Here is a 24011-nt window from a genome sequence, read left to right on the forward strand (position 1 = left end):
CTGATGTGACTTATAATGCTACGGACTATAAGTCACAATAAGGATGGATATGCATAGAGAAGAAACAAACCAGCTAGATTTTGTATTGCTAAGTGAAATGCTCGAACAGCAATATTGCATCACATTTAATGATACTGGTTATACAAAAGCGGAGTGGTTAGACCGTTTTGGGGATATGCCAATGAACGAAGCCATAAGTGCTTATGCAGATAAATATAATTTAACGCCAATAAAAGCATTACTTAAATTTCAAATATAACTTTTTCTTTTATTGGTGTTTAGGCCCACAGGGTCAAGCCTTGAATCTTGCGCAGTTATTTACAACTACACAAAAGTCGCTTCGATTTAAAAACTAACAACGGCCATGCTAGCAGCTAAATCGTTATAAAATTAACGCACGTGCCTATAGTTATAGAACAGTTATCCGCCATAAACTTAGGTTTGGATTATTTGCCGTTCAACAGAAACATTGCTAAATTCATGAGCTGCCACTACTGCTCGTTCTGCGCTAATAGCTATAACAAAAGACGGTATGCGATGAACAAAATCACCGAAAAACACATAGCGAATATCATCAAAAAACACCTAGGATTTACGTTGCTGTTGGCCGTCGCGCCTGTCATCTTCTTTTTGTTGATTGGCTTTTTTGAAAAGACAATTTACAGCATTATCCCGTTTATTTTGCCCATTAGCACCCTTGGTGCGGTGGCCTACTTTATCAAACAGGTACTGACTGAGTTGTTGGTCGATCGCTAAGACAAACTGCCTAAGCGCAACTTCACTAAATACTGCCGCAGTTGCGCAACCCGTTCGCTGCGACCAAACAACTGGTAAATGTGCAACCAATCGGCAGGCGGCATCCAACAAATGCCATCTTGCCAGCGGCAGCGCTCAGGATGAAAAGCAAAGCGACTGATTACATTGTCTTTTCGCACAGCAATACCGGCCATCAGATCAACACTGCGGCCCTCTATATGGCGAAAATGGTTGAACTTAGCCGTGGCATACATCGGATCAGACTTAATCGACTGTGCTTGATAGCCTGCATGGGTCAACAGCGCACTTATCGCGGCAAAATCTGCTTCCGTACACACCAGATCAATATCAGTAGGCTGCACATCTAACCCCAGTTGCCATAGCAAACAACTGCCGCCCACACCAAAAGGGTAAGCAGATAAAAGACTGCTAAGCTCGGTCAATTGTTCGGTTAACGCGTCAGGTTTTAACATGGGGTAACTCACTTATTAGGGTTGAAAGCCGCTGAATTTTTTCGTTATTCAGTTGCCGATAATCAAAATAGGGGCAGACCAATAGGCGCTGCTGGCGATCAATAGCAAACTCATTATTTAACCATTGCAATTGCGCCGCTAACCCCGCATCTAGCAGCGCTTTGGCATGGGTGCGCCCGGCAATAATATGGATCGCATGGCGGTTAACGGCGAACTGCGGCAGGCTAAATAACAACGCCGTGTTACTGCCGGTTTGTAATAACTGCTGCTCACGGAATTGCTGCCAACTGTCGGCGGTTTGTTGGAAAGTAAACTGCCGCTTATCTAGGGTAAATAGCAGCTTGGCATACACATTAAACACTTTGCGCCAGCCATTACCACAGGCCTGGTTAATCGCAGATATTTCACCATAACTTAGCGGCTGTATATGATTAAGTGCCGCATATTCCTGCATGGGTGGCCGCTTTGCCACATACACACAGATTTGTGCCTGCGGATCGCCAAAACCTATGGCGAATTCGCTCACAAGCGGCGGCGCTGTTGTCACACCAACCAGTGGCATAGATACTCCCGTTTAACGCCTTAGTTCTTGCGGCAGAACGCCTTAACCTAGCAAGGCTTTGTGCTACTATTCTAACGGTAAAGTTTCAGAAAAATAACCTAATAATACGGTAATGCCGATCAGTAAGCCTAACCGGTTTGCTTTAAATCAACCCTGACAGGCCATGCATGATTATCGCATGTGGATATGAGCAAACCGCGTTTTATAAAAAACCAAACTGATCGGCATTCAATAATACGGAGTCTTACGATGAAAAAATTCGTGTTGCTGTGTTTGTTTTGGCCACTGTTAGCCCTGGCTAACCCGGCTGAAGATAACAGCTTAAGTGTAGAGCGGTTATGGCAATTAGAGCGCATTGGCACTCCGGTTGCCTCCGCCGATGGCAGTATGATTGTCGCGCCCGTGACCCGCTATGATGTACCCGCCGATCAAGGCCATACCCGGCTTTGGCTATTTAGCGCCGATGGTAAAACTCAGCGCCCCCTTACCGCTGAAGGCATGCGTGCCAGCGAAGCCACCTTTTCGCCAGACGGTAAAACCTTGGCTTTTATCAGCCAACGGCATAAAGACGATGCCGGGCAAATTTATCTGTTACCCCTAACAACCCCCGGCGAAGCACAGCGTTTAACACAAGTACCTACCGGCGTTTATGGTATGAAATGGGTCGGGGAGCACCTGTATTTTGTCAGCCGTATTTGGCCAGGCAAAACCTGGGAAGAAATGAGCGGCGAACTTAAAGCCAATAAAGAGAAAAAAGTGTCAGCCTGGCAGTGGAATGCACTGCCTTATTCGCAGTTCGACCATTGGATAGATGAAAGTCGCCAAGCGCATGTTTTCCGTATTCCTGCTAAAGGCGGTGAAGTAGAAGCTATCACCCAAAAAATCGGCATCGAATTACCGCGCTCTAGCCAAAACGCCAGCAGCTACGACATTGATGCGCAAGAGCGCTATATCGCCTTTAATGCCAATGGTTCAAGCAACAGCGTTGATCCGAAAATTGATTTGTTTTTAGCGGCCATCGGCAGCGATAAAGCTGACAACATTACACCGGATAACCAAGCCCCCGATGCGAACCCCAGCTTTAGCCCTGATGGTAAAAGCTTGGCCTTTAGCCGCCTGCGTATTCAGGGTTTTTATGCCGACACCGCACGTTTAATGGTGTACGACCTAGCGAAGAAAACCACCCGTGAACTGACCACTGAGTGGGATCGCTCAGTCAGTGACTTTGTTTGGGCCGCCGATAGTAAAGGTTTTTACGCCAGCGTGGATGATGCGGCTACCAGCCGTTTATTTTATGTTGATGCCAAGAATGGCAAACAACGCGCCATTACCAAAAACACCAGCTTTGGTAGCCCGGTATTAGCCGGTAAAAATACCTTAGTCACCACCAATGACAGCTTTTTATATCCAGCGCGCCTGGTAAAAGTGGATGTGCGCTCGGGTAATACCACGCGCTTGGATAGCTTTAATGATGAATTACTTTCAAAAACAGACTTAGGCACCTATGAATCGGTAACCTATAAAGGGGCTGAAGGCCAAGATATCCAAATGTGGGTGCATTACCCACCGGGCTTTGATAAGAGCAAAAAGTATCCCTTCTTTATGCTGATCCACGGCGGCCCGCACAATGCCATTGGCGATAGCTTTAGCTACCGCTGGAATGCACAAACCTTTGCTTCTTGGGGCTATGTTACGGCCTGGCCTAACTTCCATGGCTCTAGCAGTTTTGGCCAAGACTTTGCCGATGCCATTAACCCCGATTGGCGCACGAAACCCTTAGCCGATATTCAAGCCGCGACCGCGTGGTTCCAGCAACAACCCTGGATTGATACCGAGCGCATGGTGGCCGGTGGCGCCAGCTACGGTGGTTACTTAAGTGCTATCTTGTTGGGTACTGAACATCCGTATAAAGCCCTGCTGATCCATGCCGCGGTTTACAACATGTATTCGCAAATGGCGGCAGACTTTGCTGTACATTCAACCCGCTTTGGCAATTTCTGGGACAAACCAGAGATATACAAAAGTATTTCGCCGCATTATTTTGCCGGTAACTTTAATACGCCAACCTTAGTTATCCATGGCCAGTTAGATTATCGGGTACCGGTTGGGCAAGGCTTTGAGTTATTCCGCACCTTGCAAAGCCGTGGCGTGGAGTCGCGAATGATTTACTTCCCCGATGAAAACCACTGGATCTTAAAACCAAACAATTCCATCTATTGGTATAACCAAGTGAAAGATTGGATGACCCAGTTCGCCGAGCCTGGCGCGCGTTAATCCCTCCCAGCACGCAGCACGCGCTGCGTGCTGCAGTTTTTCTCTCGGCATTCAAACTAAAGGCCGACTTTTCAACTCTTTAGCTGTTACTTCTACCCATTAACGCCTAGTATAGAGAAAGAGCGGTTATTCGACAGTGGCTTTGCCCCTGTCTGGTACAGGAACCTTTATGACCCTTGACCAGTTACTGATTTTTTCGATCCTTGGCATCACCACAGTACTGTTTGTTTGGGATCGTTGGCGACACGACATTGTGGCGCTGTTTAGCCTACTAGCCTGCGTGCTGGTAGGTTTGATCCCTGCAGAGTTAGCCTTTAATGGCTTTGGTCACCCCGCGGTGATTACCGTTGCCTGTGTATTGGTCTTAAGCCAAGCACTGCAAACGACTGGCGCGATTGATGTCTTAGCACACAAAGTTTTACCCTCTAATGCAGGGCCAACACTCACTATTACCGCTTTAACCGCGTTTGCGGCGGTGTTGTCCGGCTTTATGAATAACGTTGGCGTATTAGCGTTATTGATGCCGATGGCCATTCCGCTTGCCAGCCGCATTAATCTGGCACCCGGCCAAGTATTAATGCCACTGGCCTTTGGCTCGATGCTTGGCGGTATGACGACGCTTATTGGTACCCCTCCGAACTTGATCATTTCCAGCTTTAGAGCCGAAGTACATGGTCAAGGCTTTGCCATGTTTGACTTTGCGGGGCCGGGCATCGCAGTAACATTAGCGGGTGTGTTATTTATCGGTTTATTAGGTTGGCGCTTAGTGCCGGTGCGGCAACGGGCTGATCTCAGTAGCTTTGAAACCAGCAAATATTTAACGGAAGTTAGGATCAAAGCGAGTAGTAAATTCTGTGGTAGCCGCTTACGTGAACTCGAGCGCAGTTTAGATGAACTCGACTCACAAGTAGTGGGTATAGTACGAAACAAGTACCGGGAGCATGTTCCTTCTAGCTCTTATCAACTAAAAGAAAACGATATTTTAGTGATTGAAGCCGAACCAGAAACACTGGGTAAATTGTTATCGAGCTTAGAATTAGCGCTGGAAGATAGCGCAGATACGCAGCTGCAAAAAGAACAAGATAAAGCGTTAGCCAAAAGCCAAACCGATATTCCCCCCTCTAAAGAAAAAACCTTAGTGAGCCCTGACGTCAGTTTGATTGAGCTAACACTGTTACCCAACTCCGATCTTATTGGCCGCACCGCCGTGCAAATTCAAATGCGCCGGCGCTTTAATATTCACTTGTTAGCGTTATCACGCCACGGTAATCGCTCAGTTAAACGGGTACGCCGTACTCGTTTTCAAGCCGGGGATGTGATCTTAATGCAAGGCAACAGCCAAGCCTTACAAAACTTCGCCACCGATTTTGGCTGTGTGCCGTTGGCTGAGCGGCAAATTCAGGTGCCGGATAAACGCAAAACCTTACTGGCCAGTGGCTTTATGCTCGCAGCCGTACTGTCGGCTTCGGTAGGATTATTACCGGCCGCCGTGGCTTTTGCCGCCGGCATGTTGTTGATCATGGCCTTTCATGTGATTCCGTTGCGCAAGGTCTATAGTGCGATTGATTGGCCGGTGATCGTGTTATTAGGCTGTTTAATCCCCGTTGCCGGGGCCATGAGTTCGACGGGTGCAGGGGATTTATTAGCCGTGAGTATGCTCGACTTAGTCGGTAAAGCAGACCCACAGCTAACGGTAATCAGCTTATTAATCCTCACTATTGTTCTAACGTCTTTTTTAAATAATGCCGCCACAGCCGCGATGATGTGCCCCATTGCCATCAGTTTAGCCACACAACTTGACGTAAACCCCGATACGCTGCTGATGACTATTGCTATCGGTGCTTCTTGCGCCTTTTTAACCCCTATTGGCCATCAAAATAATACCTTGATTTTAGGCCCGGGTGGTTTTAGCTTTACGGATTACTGGCAGCTTGGTTTGCCGATGCAAATTGTTGTGATTGTCGTCGGTGTGCCGGCATTATTGTTCTTTTGGCCTTTGTAGGAAGAAACCATGAAAGCACTTTTCAGCTTAGCGTCACTTTGTTTTGCGGCCAGTTTATCTGCAGCCACTACCTTTGGTGAGAACCTTGATAAAACCGCATTGACCAGCGTAGCCTCGGTATTAGCATCGCCTGCCACCTATCTTGATAAAGAAATTACCATTGCAGGTACTGTCACCGCCGTTTGTACCAAAATGCATTGCTGGATGACACTCGCAAGCGATGAAGCAGAGTCTCGCTTTCGCATTAAAGTAAAAGATGGCGATATGGTGTTTCCATTAAGCGCGAAAGGCAAAACGGCTTATGCAAAAGGTATCGTTAAAGTTTGGCCACAAGCCGAAGGTAAAGCGGAGGCTTATCAGTTAGTCCCTACGGGTGTTGAGATTGCTGATTAAGCACATAGAAAAGGGCCAGCATGCTGGCCCTTTTCATTAGCAGAGTATAACTAGTCTTTCTTTAATAAAAACTCGATAAGGTTTTGCATATCTGTTTGCAGATTACGTTGATCTAAGTTTTGATTATTGATTTTATATTTACCGTTAACCACCAACATTGGCACACCCGTTAGTACACGGCTTTCACTTAATTGTTCTTGCTCACGTGCCATTTGGCCTACCGCTCCGCGCACTGGGAAGCTGCGCATGGCTTTATCGAAGGTTTCTGCATCAATGTCATTAATCAGCGCCAGGCTACGCACATCGTCTTCTGCCCGAAATGGTACGCGGCTTTTATGAATTTGATTAAAAATAGCCGTGGCCATTTCATCGCCTTTACCTAGGTTTTTCGCAGAGATATAAGCACGCGCTAAAGCATTTTGAATTTCAGGTGAGGCGGCGCGGATAAAGTCGACATGTGATTTTTTGAACTCGGTACCGGCAGGTAAGTTTTTCGCTAAACTCTGGGCAATCGGCTCAAAAGCGTAACAACCACCACAATAAAAAGAAAAGTATTCTTTCACTTCTGGCTTAGCTGTTTTTTGTTCTGATATCACTTCGTAATGCTTGCCTTCTTCATAATTGTTGGCGAATGCCGACAAGGGGAACAAGACGGCAGCGACGGCTGCTACTAACCACTTTTTCATTATTTACCTCTATTTAGTCATACTGCTGGGTCATTTTGCGCACTAGCTTAGCAAATTGTTAATAGTCTGGCACTAAGCTTAAAGGGGGTTGCTGTAATAATGACAGTTGCTCTTTTAGCGCCAGACACTGCTGTTCCCAGTATTTGTCTGTACCAAACCATGGAAAGTTCATCACAAAAGCTTGATCTTCCCAACGCCGCGCTAACCATGCCATATAATGGATCATACGCATAGCGCGTAATGGCTCGATCAGTTTTAACTCGGCCGGATCAAATTCACAATACTGTTCGTACTCTTCTAGCATTAACTCAAGGGTGAAACGCTGCTGTTGCCGATCACCGGACAGCATCATCCAGATATCCTGCATCGCCGGCCCCATGCGACAATCATCTAAATCGACAAAAAACGGGCCATTGCCAGTGTAAAAGAGATTACCCGCATGACAATCACCATGCAGCCGGATCAGCTGAGCGGGCCGATATTGTCGACTGGCTTCGGCAATCACCTGCGCTAAGGCGCTGTCAAAGGCCGGCCGCAGATAAGTGGGAATTAAACTTAAGCTGGCTAATACTTGCTGGCTTTCAATTAAATGACTTTCGACGGTTAAGGTGGGGCGTTCACGAAAAGGTTGTTGGCGACCCACCTGGTGCATCCGACCTAAAAACCGCCCCAACATAGCCAATTGCTCATCGTTGTCGATTTCTAAAGTACGGCCACCACGACTTGGAAAAACCGCAAATAAAAAGCCCTGATAATGCAATAAACTACTGCCAGCAAAACGAAGCGGTGCCACTACGGGGATGTCGGCGTCGACTAAGGCAAAAGCATATTGATGCTCTTCCTCAATCTGCGCCGCGGTCCAACGCTCTGGTCGGTAAAACTTAACCACCAGTTTTTCGGGCTGTGCGGCACCATCACGATAAGCACTAAATTGATAAACGCGATTTTCATAACTGTTTAGTGCCAGCAGCCCAGTGCTAACATCGAAACCGTAATGGTACAACGCATCTAAAATCAGGTCAGGCTGCAGCGTTGAAAAATCAAAACGCTGCGTCAACTCAACGCCCGGCAAAGAATTTATTCTCCTGAGAAATCGTTAACTCGGGTTGTGCTGCATCCGTCACGGTAAAGCTTACGTCTAACACCGGCTTCTTCGCATAATAGGGATCTAAAGCGAGGCTTATCACCACGTTTCGGCTTTCGCCTCCGGCTAATATCACTTCGGTATCACCAATCCATTTTAACTGTTCAATGCCCATAACCGACAAGTTCAGCGTTTTTGGTTGCTGCGATTTATTGATAATACTGAGGGTATAGGTATTTTCAATTAAGCCTTCTGGCGTTTCACGATATAAGGCTCCCCGATCGCGGATGATGTCGAGCTCCAACGGTTTGCGGATGGCTAAATTCACGACAAAGGCCACACACACCAAGATCAACACGAAGAAGTAACCCAGTAGTTTTGGCCGGAACACTTTCGCCGGTTTACCTTGTAAGGTGTGTTCAGTGGTGTAACTGATCAGGCCTTTGGGATAACCCATTTTTGTCATCGTATCGTCACAGGCATCGATACAAGCCCCGCAATTAATGCATTCATATTGCAAGCCGTTACGAATATCGATGCCCGTAGGGCAGACATGCACGCACAGGTTACAGTCGATACAATCGCCTAAGCCCTTTTCTTTATAATCGGTATCTTTGCGGCTTCGAGGTCCACGGTTTTCTCCACGCGCTTCATCATAGGTGACGGTAAAAGTGTCTTTATCAAACATCGCTGATTGAAAGCGCGCATAAGGGCAAATGTGCGTACACATAATTTCGCGCATCCAGCCGGCATTACCATAGGTGCAAAAAGTAAAAAACAGTACTGACACCACCGCCCAAAACCCGGCTTGCAGTGTAAAGAAATCAAGGAATAGTGGGCCAATCGGCGTAAAGTAGCCGACAAAAATTAATGAGGTAAACAATGCAAAAGCCAACCAACAAAAATGCGTTAGGGCTTTCTTCCAAAACTTATTAAAACTCATCGGCGCTTGATCAAGCTTCATGCGCTGATTACGCGTGCCTTGGATCTTCTCTTCAAACCACATAAAGGTAAAAGTCCACACCGATTGCGGGCAAAGATAACCACACCAGACCCGCCCATAAAAGGTTGTCACAAAAAACAACGCATAAGCGGCGATCACAAAGATCCAGGCTAATAAGGTAAAGTCTTGCGGCCACAGGGTTAAGGCAAAAATATTAAATTTTTGCTCACCAATATCTAGCAGGATCGCTTGCTGACCATGATATGGGATCCATGGCAAAAGAAAAAACAACGACATAAAGATAAAGCCCATATTACGACGCAGGCTTTGGTGTAATCCCTTCACCGAACGAATATAGATCCGATCGCGTGAAGCATATTTCGTTGTGGTATCAGCGGCAGGTCGATGAATTTTCACTTCAACCGGTATGTTTTTCACGTCAATTTTTTGCTTATCCACTGGTCTTCCTCAACAATAACATGGCACTGGGTGACAACTGGTGATGGCCTCAGTATATCAGGCTCTTACCGAAATTATTTGACATAAAATAAGCTACCGCCATATATCACAACACTTTAATGCGAAAGCGTTTGAATTCCGCTAGAATGAGGCATTGCTTGCAATTATAAGCCTTAACTATGAAGAAGTTTTTTTGGTTTGCCTTTATTATCTTACTTTTAATCACTTTTTCTGGCAGAGAACCACTCAAAACCTACCGAGATATGTTTTTTAACAAGGTAGAGTCTGTGGTGTACGAAAGCTGGCAGCAGGAAGATCGTGGAGTGATTGCGGTACAGCGCGAATTTACCGCCTTAACTGAAAACCTTGGGGTTGGCCAACAAAAATTGCTAAACAATGCGGCAGCCAGTCGCAGCAGTATTTTGGAATATCGGCAAACCTACTGCGTAAACCAAGAATTTAATTCTTTGCTTTTTGGTGAGGTGCAGCAAAAAAGCTGCCGCATTATCGAAAAACATTTAAACCAATTACAAGATAACTAACAGGAAATTGCCATGCGCGTCTGCGGGATCGAAATAAAAGGCAGTGAAGCCATTTTATGTTTAATGAATTTAGAAGACGGCTTATTTGATCTTCCGGAATGTCGGGTTAATCGAATCGCGCTGAGTCAAGATCAACAAGCTGAAAGCGTACAAAAATTTCAATTTGCGATAAAAAAACTGGTCGAAGATTATAAAATTGAGCATCTGATCATTAAAGAGCGGCCACAAAAGGGTAAATTTGCGGGCGGTGCGGTAGGGTTTAAAATTGAAGCGGCAATTCAATTAATTCCCACTTGTCCCACCACCATTTTGTCGGGTGCGGCCTTAAAAGATCGCATTAAACGTCATCCCTTACCTGTAGATTTTAAATCAACCGGCCTAAAAGTTTTTCAAGAAACGGCTTATGTTACTGCCTACGCGTTTTTAGTTAACTAGGCTGTTATCACTCACAAAATGTTGTTGAAATCGTTAGTCTTTTTTTGATGTTGTGGGTTTTAAGCGCGCCAAATCAATTTGCACTGACTGCGTGGCGCGTTTAATTAAGGTACGGATCAGTTTCGATTTAGATTCACCGGTTAATTCACTTAACTCGGCTAGGGCAGCAATCGCCTCTTCGCTTAACGTAAAAGTAGCATGACGCATCGGCAGTTTAGCCGTTTCATCCTCGTCTGGTAATAGTTGCCGCAAGCTGACAATTTGCGGCAGCCCCAAGGCATAATTATTTGCATCATCAATAAACTCTTCAGTGGTAAAACTGGGTTTATTTGACGGCAAAGACTTTTTCTTCAGGTCGCTTAGCGCCATCTTGTTGTATCGCCCTCATGGATAGCAATTCTTCAATAATCGATTTCATTTCCGAGGCTGCTTTACCTTCATTATCCACATCCATTACCGATAAGCCTTTTTCTTCGCTATCGTCATAAATGTTGCGACTGTAAGTAATGTTGTCGAGCACACGTAAATTAAAGCTCTTACAGACCTCTTTTGCATCTAAAATGCGTCCAGCTTGATTGGGTAATGACGGACACTGGGTTAAAACACAACCCACAATCATCTCTGGATTAACTACATTACAGGCACTGACCAAATCTTCAAGGTGTTCGAGTGTTTTTAAATCGCGGCGCTTCGGTCTTAGTGGAAATAATACATGACTGGCCACCACCATCGCTGAACGTAAAGCCACACTGTCTTGGCCACCACAATCCACCACAACCACATCGTAATGCATTTCTAAGCTTTTCAGCTCATAACGAATTTTGCCGTACATTTGCACACAATTCAGCCAAGGTAATTCTGGATTCATGTGTCGCTCTTGCACCCAATCTGACGTGGTGCGTTGCGGATCGCAATCGACCAACATCACATTAGCATTTTTCTCGCGGGAAAAGTACACAGCAATATTCTGTGCTAGACAACTTTTGCCGCTGCCACCTTTTTCACCACCAACTAACAAAATCATTTGTGCACCCTCTCTGTTGTACAACAGCGCTGGCTGTCTGATCTGCCATGACACTATTAAAGTGTAGGCAATCTTGGCAATATAGCTAGTGCCAGCCTATAAGCACTGCATTGTTACGGTTATCTTGCTCTATTTATAGCCTAGTGCATCCTTCATGTTAGCGACACCTGAATTAGCGCTATTGCGCAAAAGCCTTGTTTTACTGTGCTTTATTAGTAAACAGCCTAAGCTGCTATAACTCTTTTGGGTTAGGTTGATACTGCGATTTTTTATTGGCTGCTGCGACGAGACCGAGTGCTGCCGGCCGCTTTTTTGGTTGCGGTTGTTTTACTTGCTGCTTTACTGCTGGTTTTCTTGGCGGCAAATTTAGCCCGACCGGTTTTACTGCGGCTAAAGCGGTTTTGACCCAGCCCTTTTAATCCCGAAAACTGCCCTTGTTGCTGGCTAACTTCGCTAATGAGCTCGACTAAGCCATGCTGTAACGGTTGCATAAACTGGTCGTATCGCAAGCGTTTTTCACAAATCGCTTCAAGCTGCGCTTCCCAGTGTGCCGTCATATCGGGCACCACCATGCGCTGCGGCAAACTTTGAATTAATTGCCGGCCAATGGGTGTGGCGTGGATCTCTTTACCTTGTTTCGTTAAAAACTGTCGTTTAAACAGCAATTCAATAATGCCCGCTCGCGTAGCTTCAGTGCCTAAACCGTCAGTATCGCGTAGCACTTTTTTTATTTCTGGGTCGGTAACATAACGTGCGATGCCGGTCATGGCGGCCAGTAAGCTAGCGTCGGTAAAATGCTTCGGCGGGCTGGTTTGCTTTTCATCCAGTTGCCCTTCAACACAATTAACCTGATCGCCCTGCTGCACTGCCGGCAAGGCTGTACTGAATTCATTCGCCTCTTCGTCAGCTGTACCGGAACGTGCAAGTAAGGCTTTCCAGCCCAGATCGACGGTCGATTTTTGCTTGGCGACAAACAACCCCCCGGCGACTTCAGTATCAATTTGATGTTCGCTATAACGAAACGCCGGATAAAACTGCATTAAATATTGTCGGGCAATTAACTCATAAATGTGTCGCTCATCTAGCGAAAGACGCTGCACATCCAGCACCCGCTCGGTAGGGATAATGGCATGGTGCGCCCCTACCTTGCTGTCATTCCAGGCCTTACTTTTTAAGTTTAAATCTGCTGTTTTCACGGCCTGACTTAATTGCGAACTACTGCTGGCAATCGCTTGGCTTACCTTTTGCCGCTCAGCAAAGTGACCCGCCGGTAAATAACGACAATCAGAACGCGGATAGGTAATTAACTTATGGCGTTCATACAATTGCTGACAAATATCTAAGGTTTTTTGCGCGTTTAAATTAAAGCGTTTAGACGCATCAATTTGTAATGAGGATAAATTATAAGGCAAGGGTGCAGCCTGGCTTTTTTGTTCGCGTTTCACGGCTTTAACTTGGCCCGTTTGACCCCTAACCTTTGCTAACACGGTTTCGGCTAACTTTTTCAGTAATACCCGGCCATCTTCATCCATGTAAGGCTCACAGGCGGCACTCGGTTGCCACTTTGCCTTAAATTGCTCACCACTGCAGGTGTGCAGCGTTACCCACACCTCATAAAAGGGTTTCGTTACAAAGTGTTCAATCTCTAGATCGCGGTGCACCACTAACCCCAACACCGGCGTTTGCACACGGCCGATCGACAACACGCCCTGATAACCATGCTCTTGGCCAAGCAAGGTGCATAGCCGTGTCATATTGATACCATACAACCAATCGGCCCTTGCCCGCGCTAAGGCTGAAGTGGCTAGCGGGATAAAATCACTGTTTTGGCGCAAATCCTTTAAGGCTTTGCTGATCGCCGCCGGATTCATGTCATTCACTAAACAGCGTTTGGTGGCCGCACGCTTGGCTTGACTGATCCCCGCATAATTAATCACTTCATCCACCAAAATTTGCCCGACACGATCCGGATCGCCCATATTCACTAACACATCGGCTTCTTTGATCAGCTTTTTAACCACATTGAATTGCTGGCGGGTTTGCGACTTAACGTGTTGTTTCCATTCTATTGGAATAATTGGCAGGTGGGCTTTGCGCCAACTTTTGTAATCGGCGTTGTAGGCTTCAGGTTCTGCCTGTTCCAGTAAATGACCAATACACCAAGTCACCACATCGCCATTGGCGGCTTTAATAAAGCCATCGCCTTTTTGCTGTGGTTTGGGGAGCACATCGGCTACGGCACGGCCAACGCTGGGCTTTTCTGCAATGTATAAAATCATCAGACAAAACACTGTACAAATAATCAGTTAATTTACCTTGCCTAACATTAAATAGCAAAAACTTGTGACACTGGCTAATACCTAAGGATTATATTGATGTTTAAAACCACAATTGGAACCGCTAACTTAACTCGCCAAATAAAAATTAAAATTAATCATTTCAATTACTTATATACATTAATGTTTAAAAAACAATCGCAGCATAATTATTGAGTAGATCGACATTGCTGACAACTTGGCTATTTTCTAAGCTGTAAATATGGGTTCCTTGCCTACTCTGGTTTTGTTGCTTCGCTATGAGGGCGTAGAAAATGTCGCAATATACTGATGTAAAAAGAATTTGTGATGATCTAGAAAGTACCGGTAAAACCGTATCGCTAGATTATGTCTTATCTAAAGTGTCTGACGCACAAGCAACGGTGATCGCACACTATAAAAAGTGGCGATACGAGCAAGCTCAACAGCGACAGCTTGAGCAAGCGCCATTACTCAGTGACGATTTTATGCAAGCGTTTCTGCGTGAAACCGAGCGACAAGGCGCACAACAAACGGCGTCGCTGCAAAAACAATTAGCCGAAGCGCTGCAAGGTGAAGTGATCGCGGTTGAGCACTTACAACAGGCACAGCAGCAATGGCAGCAGTTGGCACAGCGTAAAACGGCTTTAGAGCAAACATTGTACAGCCAACAACAGAAACTGACCACACAGGCAGAACACTTTGCCAGCTTGCAGCAAGAGCGCACCGCTTTGCAACAACAACTGGGCCAGTTAGAACAACAACTGAACAAGGCAACGGAGCAACTAACCGCCAGCCAAGCGGCCGTGGCCGCCGCCAATGTTCAAGCCTCTGAGCAAGCATCCGCTCTCGCTTCACAGCAAGCACAGCTTAACGACACCGAGCAGCAATTGTCTGAGTTACAACAACAGTATCAACAACAACAGCAGTTAATTGCTCAATTAGAGGAAAAGCAGGCGGCACAGCAACAACTGGCTGAGCAATTAAGCACGGCTCAAATGCAACTCGACGCACTTGAAACAACGTTGCAGCAGACTAAAAGTGCACAGCAAGACACCGAGCAAGCGTTAAGTGCAGCGCAAAACACCGTGGCGCAGTATCAACAAGAGCAACAGCATTTTTCTGAGCTACAGGCCGAGTATGATGCCTTACAACAAAGGTTGACAGAGCAGCAACGCCAACACTTTGAAATGAAAAAACAGATCCATCAGCAACTGGCCGAATATTCCGAGCAATGCGCTGAACTCAGCTCTGAGCGCGATACGCTGTTGAGTCAGTTACGCCGTCAAAAAACCTCAGCAGAGCCCGCTGCATCAGCCGACAGCGTTCAGTTACAGCAAGAATTACAACAACTGCAGCAACAGCACCAAGACTTACTGCAACAACTGGCCACAACACAACACAGTGCCACCGAACAGGCCACGGCTACAGAAAACCTTCAGTTACAGCAAGAATTGCAACAACTGCAGCAACAACACCAAGACTTACTGCAACAACTGGCCACGCCACAGCACAGTGCCGCCGAGCAAGCCACGGCAACAGAAAACCTTCAGTTACAGCAAGAATTGCAACAACTGCAGCAACAGCACCAAGACTTACTGCAACAACTGGCCACGCCACAACACAGTGCCACCGAGCAGGTAGTGCAAAGCGAGCAACTCAGTGCGTTAACAGCAGAGCGGGATGAGGCGCTCGCCATTAATGCAGCACAAGCGGATCAACTGCATAACGTGCAACACGAATTAGCCGAATTAAAAGCCTTGTTGCAACCGAATAACCCTGAACAATGCGACAATGTGGAACAATTACGCGCTCATTTAGCATTGTTGAAACATCAAAATAGCATTACCTCGCAACATCAGGCCGAGCAACGCGAGACGATCAAACAATTACGGGAAGAATTAGCACAACAGCGCGAGGCGGTGCAGCAAATTCAACTAGAACGCTTTCAATTTAATAAACAGAAAGTGCAATTTGAAGAACAAGTGAGTTTTGTGAAGAGCAATTCAGCCGCGACCATCGAGCGTTTAACACGCTATCGTGAACAAGCACAGGAACGAATTGCGCAACTAGAACGGAAACTTCAGGAGTGTGGCTGTTAAGCGGCGGTGTTTAGCAACGTCATTTAAGCTGTTGGTAATGCTCGTTGATATAACCAACCGGTCTGTTCAGGCGTTAAACTAAAGGGGCTATGGTAAGCAAAACCCAACTTGTGCAACAGGGCCTGCGAAGCCGTATTATCTTCATTAACAATGGCATACAACGATGGTATCCGTAGCGTAACCGCCCACTGCAACACGGCCTTGGCAGCTTCATAAGCAAAACCTTGTTGCTGATAAGGTTCGAGCAAGGCATAGCCAAGATCGGGCGCATCAAGCTGTTCGCGCTGCAATAAACCACAGATACCAATTAACTGTTTGGTGGCGGTGTGCTCCATTGCCCGCAAGCCAAAACCGTATTGTTGATAACTTTTCAACGGCCCTTGTTGCAAATGCTGCTCAGCGCCAGCCAAATCGCGTACCCCACGATCGCCAATATGTTGCACAAAGCCCGGATCATTTAATAACGTCAGCATAAAAGGTGCATCAGCAAGTGTCAGTGGCCGCAGTGTCAAACGATGTGTGTAAATCACCCACAACCTCCAGGGCTGAGCAACGGTTGCTGTGCCTCATTTAGTACAATAGTGTAATTTGCTCGTGTCGGCAACTGCTGCCAACTGGCTTGCGTCAGCCGCTGAAAGGGCAACATAAAAGCAGCCAATTCAGTAGCCGACATACCTTTACCTCGTTGCAGCCATAATTGCTGCTCTTGCTGAGCTCGCCAACGACAAACACTGGACCAATCAGGCGCTTTTAACCAAATCAGTGGCTGTAGGAAAGCCCATAACTCGGCATAACTACCCGCCAGTTGCTGATTAACATAACTACGCCACACGCCCTTAGCGTCGGCAGCGGCTTCAAAATCATTTACAGGCTGCGCCAACACCTCAGCAGCTTCGGCTGCCACACCTAAACACCAGCCTTCAACAATCAGCACATCAAGCTGTTGTTTGGGTAAGTTAGCTAGCCGATCGTCCATCGCCTTATCAAATTGTGGCAATGCTACAGCCTGCCCAGCGAGCACCGCTTGCACATCCGCTAATGCTTTATGGATGTCATGTGTGCCGGGTACTCCACGTTGGGCCAACAGCGGATGCACTTGCGCGGCTAACTGTTGCCGAGCAGGTTGCGACAAATAGTAATCGTCTAGCGACACGGTGGCGGCCGAAATACCCTGCTGTTGCAGCAAGCCGCACAGCAATTTGGCTAAGGTGCTTTTACCGCTGCCTTGCGCACCGCTAATACCCAGTACTAAAGGCCGTGCCAACGGTATGATTTGCTGCAGTAACAATTGTAAAACTTGCCGATAAGCCGGTTGCGTGGCCACAGGTAGTTGTTTGAGAAGGGCAGAAACATCCATCACGTTAAGCCTGCTGTTAATAGCGCGAGGAAGAGATAAAAAGTGGTTTAAGGCCGCAACCCTTTTTAGGTAAACGGCCTGACGAGCTTAACGCACTCAGCTACGACGAGCTTGATGCAAACGTAAAATAGCTAAAGGTAATAATAACAACACGAGCCAATTAACAGAGCCCGAGCCTGAATCGCCTTCTGCAGCGCCATTACTTGCTAAAGTATTGGCTACAGGGTTTAAACCGGCAGCAGTGTTAACTCGAGCATCAATCACAAACACACTTTCAATTAGCACCAAGTTGTCAGCCGTTAGGGCTTTACCAGCGGCAAAATCGGCTGACGTATAATTACGCAGTGGAATGTTGGTTGCGGCGCCACCAAAATTATAAGTAGGTAATTGTGCCATTTGCTGCAAAATCTCTAAACCTTGCACAGAGATTTGACCAAATACGGTAAAGCCGCCATTTTGCGCATCTAAGTTGGTTTGGTTATCCACTAAATTGAAAAACCATTGGCTAGTCGCACTATTGGGTTGATCGCCAATTTTAGCCATAGCGATAGTGCCACGTCGATTAGACCATTTCGGTTCATTTTGTACTGCAGCCTTAGCCACCACATTCCCAAACGGCACCTGACCGGTGTAAACAAAACCGCCACCTTGCACAATAAAGCCCGGCACCAAACGATGCACCACGTTATTATCGTAGCTTTGGTCTTTAACGTAACTTAAAAAGTTTTCTACGGTTTTTGGCGTGGTTTCGTCGAACAAGTTGACTTCAAAGTTGCCCAACGACGTATTAAATTGCACGATGGTCGCATGTAACGGCGCCATTAAGGTGCTGCCCACTAACAACGCTGTCGTGGCTAACAAACGAGATAATTTCATTAAACTTTCCGGATAGACACAAAAACCTAAGCATACGCTAAAGCGACAAGGCGAGGCCAGTGCCTTTACGTTTAATCGCTCTTGGCATAAGACTAAAGTGTGCTGCGGCTAACGCCTTGTAACGGTTGTGTTGTTTGGCTAAGCTGTTTTAAAGTTAAGCCTATTATTATTATAAAAAGAGTTGATGATGCTTAATACCGCTGCGAAACCCTTTGTTCGCTTAGTCGAACGTTATCTACCTGATCCTTATATCTTTGTCTTACTACTCACCATAGTGGTATTTGCTGCCGCAGTGCTGTTTGAACAACAGTCGCCACAGCAAGTATTACAACAATGGGGAGATGGCTTTTGGGGCTTACTCAGCTTTGCCATGCAAATGCTGTTAGTACTGGTTACCGGCTACATGCTGGCCAGTACCCCCTTGGTAAAAGCCATTTTAGATCGCCTAGCTATGCTGGCCAAAACGCCGGGCCAAGCCATTGTGTTAGTTAGCGTGATTTCATTATTCGCCAGTTGGCTTAACTGGGGTTTTGGCCTGGTGGTCGGCGCATTATTTGCCAAAGCATTAGCCCGACAAATCAAAGTGGATTATCGCTTACTGGTGGCCAGTGCTTATTCAGGCTTTATTGTGTGGCATGGTGGTTTAGCCGGTTCGGTACCGCTGACCATTGCAACACCAAGACATTTTGCCGAAGCGCAAATTGGCTTAATCGCGACCAGTGAGACTATCTTCGCGCACTTTAACTTGATATTGCTGGCCTTGCTATTTGTCGCAGTGCCGCTGGTAAATTATCTGATGTTACCGTCAGCAAAAGACAGTATCTATGTCGACCCCGCTAAACTCGATGACACGCCTTTACCAGAAATCACCCAGCAGCGCCCGGCAGATAAACTTGAAAATAGCCTACTGTTAGCTTTGATTGTCGGCTTTGCGGGTGTTGCTTATTTAGTCCAGTATTTTGTCAAAGGCGGTAGCCTTAATTTAAACATCGTTAATTACTTATTCCTGTTTTTGGCGATCGTGCTGCATGGCACACCCCGCCGCTTACTGCATAGCTTGCAACAAGCGGTGCAAGGCGGCGCCGGTATTGTGATCCAATTCCCATTTTACGCTGGCATTATGGCCATTATGATCCAGTCGGGTTTAGCACAGAGCATGTCAGAATGGTTTGTTAGTTTTGCCAGTGCAGAAAGTTTGCCATTTTTTAGCTTTATCAGTGCCGGTATCGTTAATATTTTTGTGCCCTCTGGTGGGGGGCAGTGGGCGGTACAAGCCCCAGTAATGTTACCGGCTGCGCTGGAGTTAGGCGCGGATATTAGTCGCGTCGCCATGGCGGTGGCTTGGGGCGATGCCTGGACCAATATGATCCAGCCGTTTTGGGCCTTGCCTGTGCTGGCTATTGCCGGTTTAAAAGCCAAAGACATCATGGGGTTTTGTTTAATGCAGCTGCTGATCACCGGTGTGATTATTAGCCTGGTACTCACCTTTGTTTAAGTAACTAAATACCCAACCAGCGACTAAACTCGCTGGTGCGGCTTTGGCTGGTTTTTAACTGCACGCCGGAGCGTAAAAAGACCGTGAGCGTATTTTTACAAAAGCGCTCTAACCGCTCAATGTAATGCGTTTGCACTAATTCGCTGCGATTAATTCGAAAAAAACGTTGCGGATCTAAAATCGCCTCTACCGCTTGCAAGCTCGTGTAAGGCAAATAATGCCGCTTTCCTGCGGCATCAAACGCCATAATCAGGCCACCATCAGCTTGGATATAACTGATATCGGCTATCTGCAAAAAGTAAATCTGTTGCTGCTGCCGTATCGCTATGCGCGTGGCATAACTGGCCACGGCAGGGGTTGCGGACAACTGCGCTAACAAGGTAGTCAGCTTGGAGAGATCAGGCTGCGCAGTAACGGTTTTGGCACTTAATAAGCGAAATTTCTGCCAAGCCTGCAACAGCTTTTCACTGTTATAGGGTTTAAGTAAATAGGAAATGCCCTGACTATCAAAAGCCGACAGCATAAATTGATCATAAGCGGTAATAAAAATCAGCGGGCAGCAGGGCGGAATTTGTTGATAAGTGGTCAGCACATTGCCATCCGCCAGCTCGATATCAGAAAAAATCAGATCAACAGCCTGGCCGCTCGTTAAAAAGGCGGCCGTTTCTTTTATTGTCGCCAGTTCAGCGACGACTTCCATCGGATCGGGTAATTCAGCAATCAAACGTCGCAACTTGCTGCGCGCCAATGGCTCATCTTCCACAATGGCGACTTTAAACACTTGGCTGCTCCTCTACTAACGGCAAGCTCACACTAAAGCGTTGATTTGCCTGACTGATATCTAAATTACGGCCGGTTAAAAACAAAAACTGTTTAGCTAAATTTGTTAAACCGATGCCATTACCGCTACGTGTTTTTTTGGCGCTCGGCTGTAAGGGGTTACTGACCACCACACGTTGTTGCTGCAGTGAAATATCCACCAGCAATGGCGCTGCCAAGCTGCCATGGTTATGTAAAAACACATTCTCGAGTAATAACTGCAAACTAAAGGGTGGCAACAAGCTTTGATTGGAGCGCAAAGCCGGATCAATGGCTAACTGATAACCGGGCCCGACACGAGTTTGCATTAATTTAAAGTAATATTCCGCAAACTCTATCTCTTGTGCTAGCGGCACTAACTGCTGCGTAGCATTGTGCATAGATAGCCGATAGAGCGCGGCAAAGTCATGCAAATAGCGGCTGGCCTGTTTTTGATCGACATTGATCAACTCATCTAAAGTGTTTAACGCATTAAAGATAAAGTGCGGGTTCAGTTGCGCTTTTAATTGCTGAATAGTTAATTGCGCCAGTTGTTGATTGTAATCGGCGACTTGTTGTTGATAACGACTGGCCGCTTGCCAATGATAACGCGCCAAATAAATACCGGCGAATAACACCACATCGACAATATCGCCTAAATTTTTGCTTAACAGCAAATTCGGTGAAAAATTTCGTTCGACAGTGTTAAACATCACGGAAATCAGCAGGCTAATGCTGTTATTAAAGGCTAAATAGACCAGCAGAGAAACGCAGATAATCTGCAACATCTTCAACCAACTAAGCTGGCCGTCATCGGTATGTTGAAACCGGTTTAAGCAATAACGCACCAACAAAAAAATAAGCAAGGCTGAACAAAACGTGACGATGGGCGCTTCGGGGGTAAAGGTATACCAAGACACCATACCCGCTCGCACGCGGTTACTAATGACTAAAAAGTAACTAAAGCAGAAAATACCCAGTAAAAAAGGCCGGTCAACTTGCAAGTAGGCGTAAAACCGCTGCAACATAATCAGTACCTGTCTGTCCTTGGAAAGTGACAAAGGCGGCCATTGCCGCCTTATCCATTATTTAGCCGCAGTACTTGACCATGAACGCGTCACTTCGCCGGCTGCATCCATAAACTTTAACTGCACTTCATCGTTTTCGTCTACATAAAACATCGCACGTGGCGAACCATCTTTGGCAAAAAGAAATAAACCATTGTTTTGCTGTGCAGTTTTTCCTAACAAGATACGGGGTGCGCCGCCAATCAGTCCGGCATCTTGATATTCTTGTATCTTCTGCCGTTTTAGTGCTTGATCGGTAATTTGTGCCAGCTCGCGCATAATTTGCCGCACGCCGTCTTGGGTTTCTGCTACAGGACGATCATTAAAAGCCAACCCAGAGCGAATAATACGCTTATCACCACGCTGTTCATCAACGGTTAGCAGCTGCATGACTTGATCACCATCGTATTTATCGAAAGTCATCGACATGCCCGCGCTATGACCGTTCGCATTTTTCGCACCATCGTAAATAAAACCACCGGCTTCCATACCTTCTTCATTAAAAAACAACATGCCGGCGCGCTTTTTACGATCCTCGTTTAACACCTTGCCATTCACTTCTTCTGTAGTAGGAAAGCGAGCAGTATTGGTCAGTAGCATACGCACAGTACCGTCGGCTTCAATAATATTTAAGCGCTCAACGGTTAAGGTCTCAAAACGCCCGTCATTAGATGACTTCATGCCCATCAAACATAAACTTAAAGATAAAACTAAGCTGGTCAAAGCGGTAACCCGCAATACTTTTACTTCGTGTTCAATTTTCATCGTTATTTACCTGTTGGTTGTTTGGCTTGCAGTGAGTATTAGCAAAGACCTCAGAGGCAACAAGGCACTTCGGCTAAGCTAAGGAAAGCATCTGATAAACGCAGGAAAATAAAAGATGAAACAAACACCCTCTCGGTAACAACCCGAACTGATTGGCATTGAAATGGTCTATCCCCAGTAACGCAACGTAGATTAAAACTCGTCATTGAGGGCAGTAACATGCGTATTTTAAGCAACATCGTTAGCAGCTTTTTGTTCATTATTTTCTTTTTAACCACGCCATTAATGGCAACGACACCGCAAGCCAGTATGCAGCTTGAAACCATAGTACTGGGCGCCGGTTGCTTTTGGGGTGTAGAAAAACGCTTCGAAGCGATGTCAGGGGTCACGGATGTGCAGTCAGGTTATGCCGGTGGCAATGGTGTGGAACCGAGCTATCGGGTGATTACCCAGCAGCGCAACAAATTTAACCCGAATAACCATGCCGAAGTGGTTCGAGTGACTTTTCAACCTGAATTAGTCAGCCTCGAAACCTTGTTACAGCGCTTTTATGAAATGCATGATCCCACACAGCGCAATCGCCAAGGCAATGATGTGGGTACGCAATATCGCTCGGCCATTTTCTTTCAAAATGAACAGCAACAAAAAATCGCTAAGCAAGTGACGGCGCAATATCAGCCTCTGCTTACGGCAGCCGGTTATGGCGAGATCCAAACGCAAATACAGCCATTAAACCAATTTTTCCCCGCCGAAGATTTTCATCAAGATTACATCGCAAAAAATCCCAATGGCTATTGCCCAGATCATTCAACCGGCGTGCGCTTTGATAGCTCAAATGTTACCGCCGCGCCGGCGGTGGACAACAGCGCTTTATTAAAAGGCAAACACATTGTGATGATTGATGCCGCGGAATATTGCCCATATTGCGAAAAATTCAAAGCCAATGTCAGCAGCAAGTATCAGGGTAAGATCCCGCTACATTATCGCTTAGCCAGCCAGTTAGAGGGTTTAACCATCACCACGCCCACTTGGGCAACCCCCACCCTGTTATTTATCGAAAACGGGGTAGAGGTCTTTGGCGTGCAAGGCTATATGGAGCCAGAGGTTTTTTATAAGGCATTGGGTTTATTCAGTGTCGGTGCTGATAGCGAAAGTTATCAAGTGGCCTTTCAAAGTGATACCGACCGGCCTTTCTGTAAACAATATGAAATATTTAAAAATACTCCTGACGGCATATTTGTTGATGCGTTTAGCGGCGCACCGTTATTTGATACCCGAGATCGTTTTAACTCGGGCAGCGGTTGGTTATCCTTTAAAAAGGCGATTGATGGCGCGGTAACCACCCGCACTGATTACAGCCATGGCATGATCCGCACCGAAATTGTGGCGGCAGTATCAGGTATTCATTTAGGACATCGCTTTAATGATGGCCCAAATGGCACGACACGCTATTGCATTAATGCTACCGTGCTAGAGTTTGTAGCACGCTAACCCGTCGCATTTGGCAGGCTAAGCTGAAATGCTAAAGCCTGCTTTTATTTTGCAAAAACACCCCGCAATATTTCTCTGACAAAATGCCGTTGAAAACGCTACACTGCTAAGGCGTTTTACAGCGCTGCGCTTC

Annotated in this window: 24 protein-coding genes; 10 read left to right on the forward strand and 14 right to left on the reverse strand. The window is 46.4% G+C overall.

What is annotated here, in order from left to right; translation table 11 throughout:
* Positions 1-49: 49 nt before the first annotated feature.
* Both L1N97_RS05520 and L1N97_RS05525 read left to right on the forward strand, forming a co-directional pair.
* On the forward strand, positions 50-259 hold the full coding sequence (locus tag L1N97_RS05520; protein WP_236129085.1) for a hypothetical protein: 210 nt from the start codon (positions 50-52) through the stop codon (positions 257-259).
* A gap of 278 nt (positions 260-537) precedes the next feature.
* The gene (locus L1N97_RS05525) at positions 538-756 is read left to right on the forward strand and encodes a hypothetical protein (RefSeq protein WP_236129086.1); all 219 of its coding nucleotides are present in this window, start codon (positions 538-540) and stop codon (positions 754-756) included.
* Here the strand turns inward: L1N97_RS05525 and L1N97_RS05530 are convergent.
* Both L1N97_RS05530 and L1N97_RS05535 read right to left on the reverse strand, forming a co-directional pair.
* The gene (locus L1N97_RS05530) at positions 753-1229 is read right to left on the reverse strand and encodes a hypothetical protein (protein ID WP_236129087.1); all 477 of its coding nucleotides are present in this window, start codon (positions 1227-1229) and stop codon (positions 753-755) included. The two genes, L1N97_RS05525 and L1N97_RS05530, sit on opposite strands and share 4 nt — an antisense overlap.
* A complete protein-coding gene (locus tag L1N97_RS05535) occupies positions 1216-1791 on the reverse strand; it encodes a DUF6942 family protein (RefSeq protein ID WP_236129088.1) in 576 nt (191 codons plus the stop codon). The genes L1N97_RS05530 and L1N97_RS05535 overlap by 14 nt, the downstream gene beginning before the upstream one ends.
* Positions 1792-2040: 249 nt before the next feature.
* On the opposite strand from L1N97_RS05535, the gene L1N97_RS05540 reads away from it, so the two are divergent.
* The 3 genes from L1N97_RS05540 to L1N97_RS05550 all read left to right on the forward strand — a co-directional run bounded on the left by L1N97_RS05540 (position 2041) and on the right by L1N97_RS05550 (position 6460).
* A complete protein-coding gene (locus tag L1N97_RS05540; RefSeq protein WP_236129089.1) occupies positions 2041-4065 on the forward strand; it encodes a S9 family peptidase in 2025 nt (674 codons plus the stop codon).
* Between the two features lie 169 nt (positions 4066-4234).
* A complete protein-coding gene (locus L1N97_RS05545; RefSeq protein WP_236129090.1) occupies positions 4235-6067 on the forward strand; it encodes an SLC13 family permease in 1833 nt (610 codons plus the stop codon).
* 9 nt (positions 6068-6076) lie between these two features.
* On the forward strand, positions 6077-6460 hold the full coding sequence (locus tag L1N97_RS05550; protein ID WP_236129091.1) for a DUF4920 domain-containing protein: 384 nt from the start codon (positions 6077-6079) through the stop codon (positions 6458-6460).
* A 50-nt stretch (positions 6461-6510) separates the two neighbouring features.
* Here the strand turns inward: L1N97_RS05550 and L1N97_RS05555 are convergent, their stop codons facing one another.
* The 3 genes from L1N97_RS05555 to ccoG are packed head-to-tail and all read right to left on the reverse strand — an operon-like array spanning position 6511 to position 9632.
* Positions 6511-7146: a thiol:disulfide interchange protein DsbA/DsbL gene (locus L1N97_RS05555; RefSeq protein ID WP_229586206.1), complete on the reverse strand. Its 636-nt coding sequence runs from the start codon at positions 7144-7146 to the stop codon at positions 6511-6513.
* Positions 7147-7204: 58 nt separating this feature from the next.
* Complete coding sequence (locus tag L1N97_RS05560) at positions 7205-8203, reverse strand: serine/threonine protein kinase (RefSeq protein ID WP_229586205.1); 999 nt, start codon at positions 8201-8203, stop codon at positions 7205-7207.
* A 1-nt stretch (position 8204) separates the two neighbouring features.
* Complete coding sequence (ccoG, locus tag L1N97_RS05565; protein ID WP_229586204.1) at positions 8205-9632, reverse strand: cytochrome c oxidase accessory protein CcoG; 1428 nt, start codon at positions 9630-9632, stop codon at positions 8205-8207.
* Between the two features lie 179 nt (positions 9633-9811).
* On the opposite strand from ccoG, the gene L1N97_RS05570 reads away from it, so the two are divergent.
* Positions 9812-10174, forward strand: a complete 363-nt coding sequence (locus tag L1N97_RS05570) for a hypothetical protein (protein ID WP_229586203.1) — start codon at positions 9812-9814, stop codon at positions 10172-10174.
* Between the two features lie 12 nt (positions 10175-10186).
* Entirely contained in the window at positions 10187-10609 is a 423-nt protein-coding gene (locus tag L1N97_RS05575) for a DUF3010 family protein (RefSeq protein ID WP_236129092.1), read from the forward strand.
* Between the two features lie 33 nt (positions 10610-10642).
* On the opposite strand, the gene L1N97_RS05580 is transcribed toward L1N97_RS05575, so the two are convergent.
* The 3 genes from L1N97_RS05580 to L1N97_RS05590 all read right to left on the reverse strand — a co-directional run bounded on the left by L1N97_RS05580 (position 10643) and on the right by L1N97_RS05590 (position 13912).
* Positions 10643-10948, reverse strand: a complete 306-nt coding sequence (locus L1N97_RS05580) for a ribbon-helix-helix protein, CopG family (protein ID WP_226750609.1) — start codon at positions 10946-10948, stop codon at positions 10643-10645.
* A complete protein-coding gene (locus L1N97_RS05585; protein ID WP_226750610.1) occupies positions 10935-11633 on the reverse strand; it encodes an AAA family ATPase in 699 nt (232 codons plus the stop codon). The genes L1N97_RS05580 and L1N97_RS05585 overlap by 14 nt, the downstream gene beginning before the upstream one ends.
* A gap of 269 nt (positions 11634-11902) precedes the next feature.
* Complete coding sequence (locus L1N97_RS05590; protein WP_236129093.1) at positions 11903-13912, reverse strand: DNA topoisomerase III; 2010 nt, start codon at positions 13910-13912, stop codon at positions 11903-11905.
* Positions 13913-14223: 311 nt separating this feature from the next.
* Between L1N97_RS05590 and L1N97_RS05595 the strand changes: the two genes are divergently transcribed.
* The gene (locus L1N97_RS05595; RefSeq protein ID WP_236129094.1) at positions 14224-16029 is read left to right on the forward strand and encodes a hypothetical protein; all 1806 of its coding nucleotides are present in this window, start codon (positions 14224-14226) and stop codon (positions 16027-16029) included.
* Positions 16030-16052: 23 nt separating this feature from the next.
* Here the strand turns inward: L1N97_RS05595 and L1N97_RS05600 are convergent, their stop codons facing one another.
* The 3 genes from L1N97_RS05600 to L1N97_RS05610 all read right to left on the reverse strand — a co-directional run bounded on the left by L1N97_RS05600 (position 16053) and on the right by L1N97_RS05610 (position 18262).
* Entirely contained in the window at positions 16053-16559 is a 507-nt protein-coding gene (locus L1N97_RS05600; RefSeq protein WP_229586199.1) for a GNAT family N-acetyltransferase, read from the reverse strand.
* On the reverse strand, positions 16556-17386 hold the full coding sequence (locus L1N97_RS05605; protein ID WP_236129095.1) for an ATP-binding cassette domain-containing protein: 831 nt from the start codon (positions 17384-17386) through the stop codon (positions 16556-16558). Before L1N97_RS05605 ends, L1N97_RS05600 begins: the two co-directional genes overlap by 4 nt.
* A gap of 96 nt (positions 17387-17482) precedes the next feature.
* Entirely contained in the window at positions 17483-18262 is a 780-nt protein-coding gene (locus L1N97_RS05610; protein WP_236129096.1) for a peptidylprolyl isomerase, read from the reverse strand.
* Between the two features lie 187 nt (positions 18263-18449).
* Between L1N97_RS05610 and L1N97_RS05615 the strand changes: the two genes are divergently transcribed.
* Positions 18450-19757 (forward strand): short-chain fatty acid transporter, encoded by a 1308-nt coding sequence (locus L1N97_RS05615; RefSeq protein ID WP_236129097.1) that lies wholly within the window; start codon positions 18450-18452, stop codon positions 19755-19757.
* A 4-nt stretch (positions 19758-19761) separates the two neighbouring features.
* On the opposite strand, the gene L1N97_RS17000 is transcribed toward L1N97_RS05615, so the two are convergent.
* From L1N97_RS17000 to L1N97_RS05630, 3 genes are read right to left on the reverse strand one after another with little or no spacing between them, the layout of a single operon-like run.
* Positions 19762-20538, reverse strand: coding sequence for a LytR/AlgR family response regulator transcription factor (locus L1N97_RS17000; protein WP_236129098.1), 777 nt, complete (start codon positions 20536-20538; stop codon positions 19762-19764).
* Positions 20531-21583: a sensor histidine kinase gene (locus L1N97_RS05625; protein WP_236129099.1), complete on the reverse strand. Its 1053-nt coding sequence runs from the start codon at positions 21581-21583 to the stop codon at positions 20531-20533. Before L1N97_RS05625 ends, L1N97_RS17000 begins: the two co-directional genes overlap by 8 nt.
* Before the next feature lie 57 nt (positions 21584-21640).
* Positions 21641-22387: a hypothetical protein gene (locus tag L1N97_RS05630; protein ID WP_229586194.1), complete on the reverse strand. Its 747-nt coding sequence runs from the start codon at positions 22385-22387 to the stop codon at positions 21641-21643.
* Between the two features lie 219 nt (positions 22388-22606).
* Here L1N97_RS05630 and msrA point away from each other — a divergent pair, with 219 nt between their 5' ends.
* Positions 22607-23878, forward strand: coding sequence for a peptide-methionine (S)-S-oxide reductase MsrA (msrA, locus tag L1N97_RS05635; protein ID WP_236129100.1), 1272 nt, complete (start codon positions 22607-22609; stop codon positions 23876-23878).
* Positions 23879-24011: the final 133 nt, after the last annotated feature.

Origin of the sequence: Rheinheimera sp. UJ63 (assembly GCF_021568285.1) — a bacterium.
In the GTDB taxonomy this organism is placed as follows: Bacteria; Pseudomonadota; Gammaproteobacteria; order Enterobacterales; family Alteromonadaceae; genus Alishewanella; species Alishewanella maricola.

Bases quoted from the DNA above. Each gene is read 5' to 3' on its own strand.
- L1N97_RS05520 (WP_236129085.1), top strand. From the start codon at position 50: ATGCATAGAGAAGAAACAAACCAGCTAGATTTTGTATTGCTAAGTGAA.
- L1N97_RS05525 (WP_236129086.1), top strand. From the start codon at position 538: ATGAACAAAATCACCGAAAAACACATAGCGAATATCATCAAAAAACAC.
- L1N97_RS05530 (WP_236129087.1), bottom strand. From the start codon at position 1,229: ATGTTAAAACCTGACGCGTTAACCGAACAATTGACCGAGCTTAGCAGT.
- L1N97_RS05535 (WP_236129088.1), bottom strand. From the start codon at position 1,791: ATGCCACTGGTTGGTGTGACAACAGCGCCGCCGCTTGTGAGCGAATTC.
- L1N97_RS05540 (WP_236129089.1), top strand. From the start codon at position 2,041: ATGAAAAAATTCGTGTTGCTGTGTTTGTTTTGGCCACTGTTAGCCCTG.
- L1N97_RS05545 (WP_236129090.1), top strand. From the start codon at position 4,235: ATGACCCTTGACCAGTTACTGATTTTTTCGATCCTTGGCATCACCACA.
- L1N97_RS05550 (WP_236129091.1), top strand. From the start codon at position 6,077: ATGAAAGCACTTTTCAGCTTAGCGTCACTTTGTTTTGCGGCCAGTTTA.
- L1N97_RS05555 (WP_229586206.1), bottom strand. From the start codon at position 7,146: ATGAAAAAGTGGTTAGTAGCAGCCGTCGCTGCCGTCTTGTTCCCCTTG.
- L1N97_RS05570 (WP_229586203.1), top strand. From the start codon at position 9,812: ATGAAGAAGTTTTTTTGGTTTGCCTTTATTATCTTACTTTTAATCACT.
- L1N97_RS05575 (WP_236129092.1), top strand. From the start codon at position 10,187: ATGCGCGTCTGCGGGATCGAAATAAAAGGCAGTGAAGCCATTTTATGT.
- L1N97_RS05585 (WP_226750610.1), bottom strand. From the start codon at position 11,633: ATGATTTTGTTAGTTGGTGGTGAAAAAGGTGGCAGCGGCAAAAGTTGT.
- L1N97_RS05590 (WP_236129093.1), bottom strand. From the start codon at position 13,912: ATGATTTTATACATTGCAGAAAAGCCCAGCGTTGGCCGTGCCGTAGCC.
- L1N97_RS05595 (WP_236129094.1), top strand. From the start codon at position 14,224: ATGTCGCAATATACTGATGTAAAAAGAATTTGTGATGATCTAGAAAGT.
- L1N97_RS05605 (WP_236129095.1), bottom strand. From the start codon at position 17,386: ATGGATGTTTCTGCCCTTCTCAAACAACTACCTGTGGCCACGCAACCG.
- L1N97_RS05610 (WP_236129096.1), bottom strand. From the start codon at position 18,262: ATGAAATTATCTCGTTTGTTAGCCACGACAGCGTTGTTAGTGGGCAGC.
- L1N97_RS05615 (WP_236129097.1), top strand. From the start codon at position 18,450: ATGCTTAATACCGCTGCGAAACCCTTTGTTCGCTTAGTCGAACGTTAT.
- L1N97_RS05625 (WP_236129099.1), bottom strand. From the start codon at position 21,583: ATGTTGCAGCGGTTTTACGCCTACTTGCAAGTTGACCGGCCTTTTTTA.
- L1N97_RS05630 (WP_229586194.1), bottom strand. From the start codon at position 22,387: ATGAAAATTGAACACGAAGTAAAAGTATTGCGGGTTACCGCTTTGACC.
- msrA (WP_236129100.1), top strand. From the start codon at position 22,607: ATGCGTATTTTAAGCAACATCGTTAGCAGCTTTTTGTTCATTATTTTC.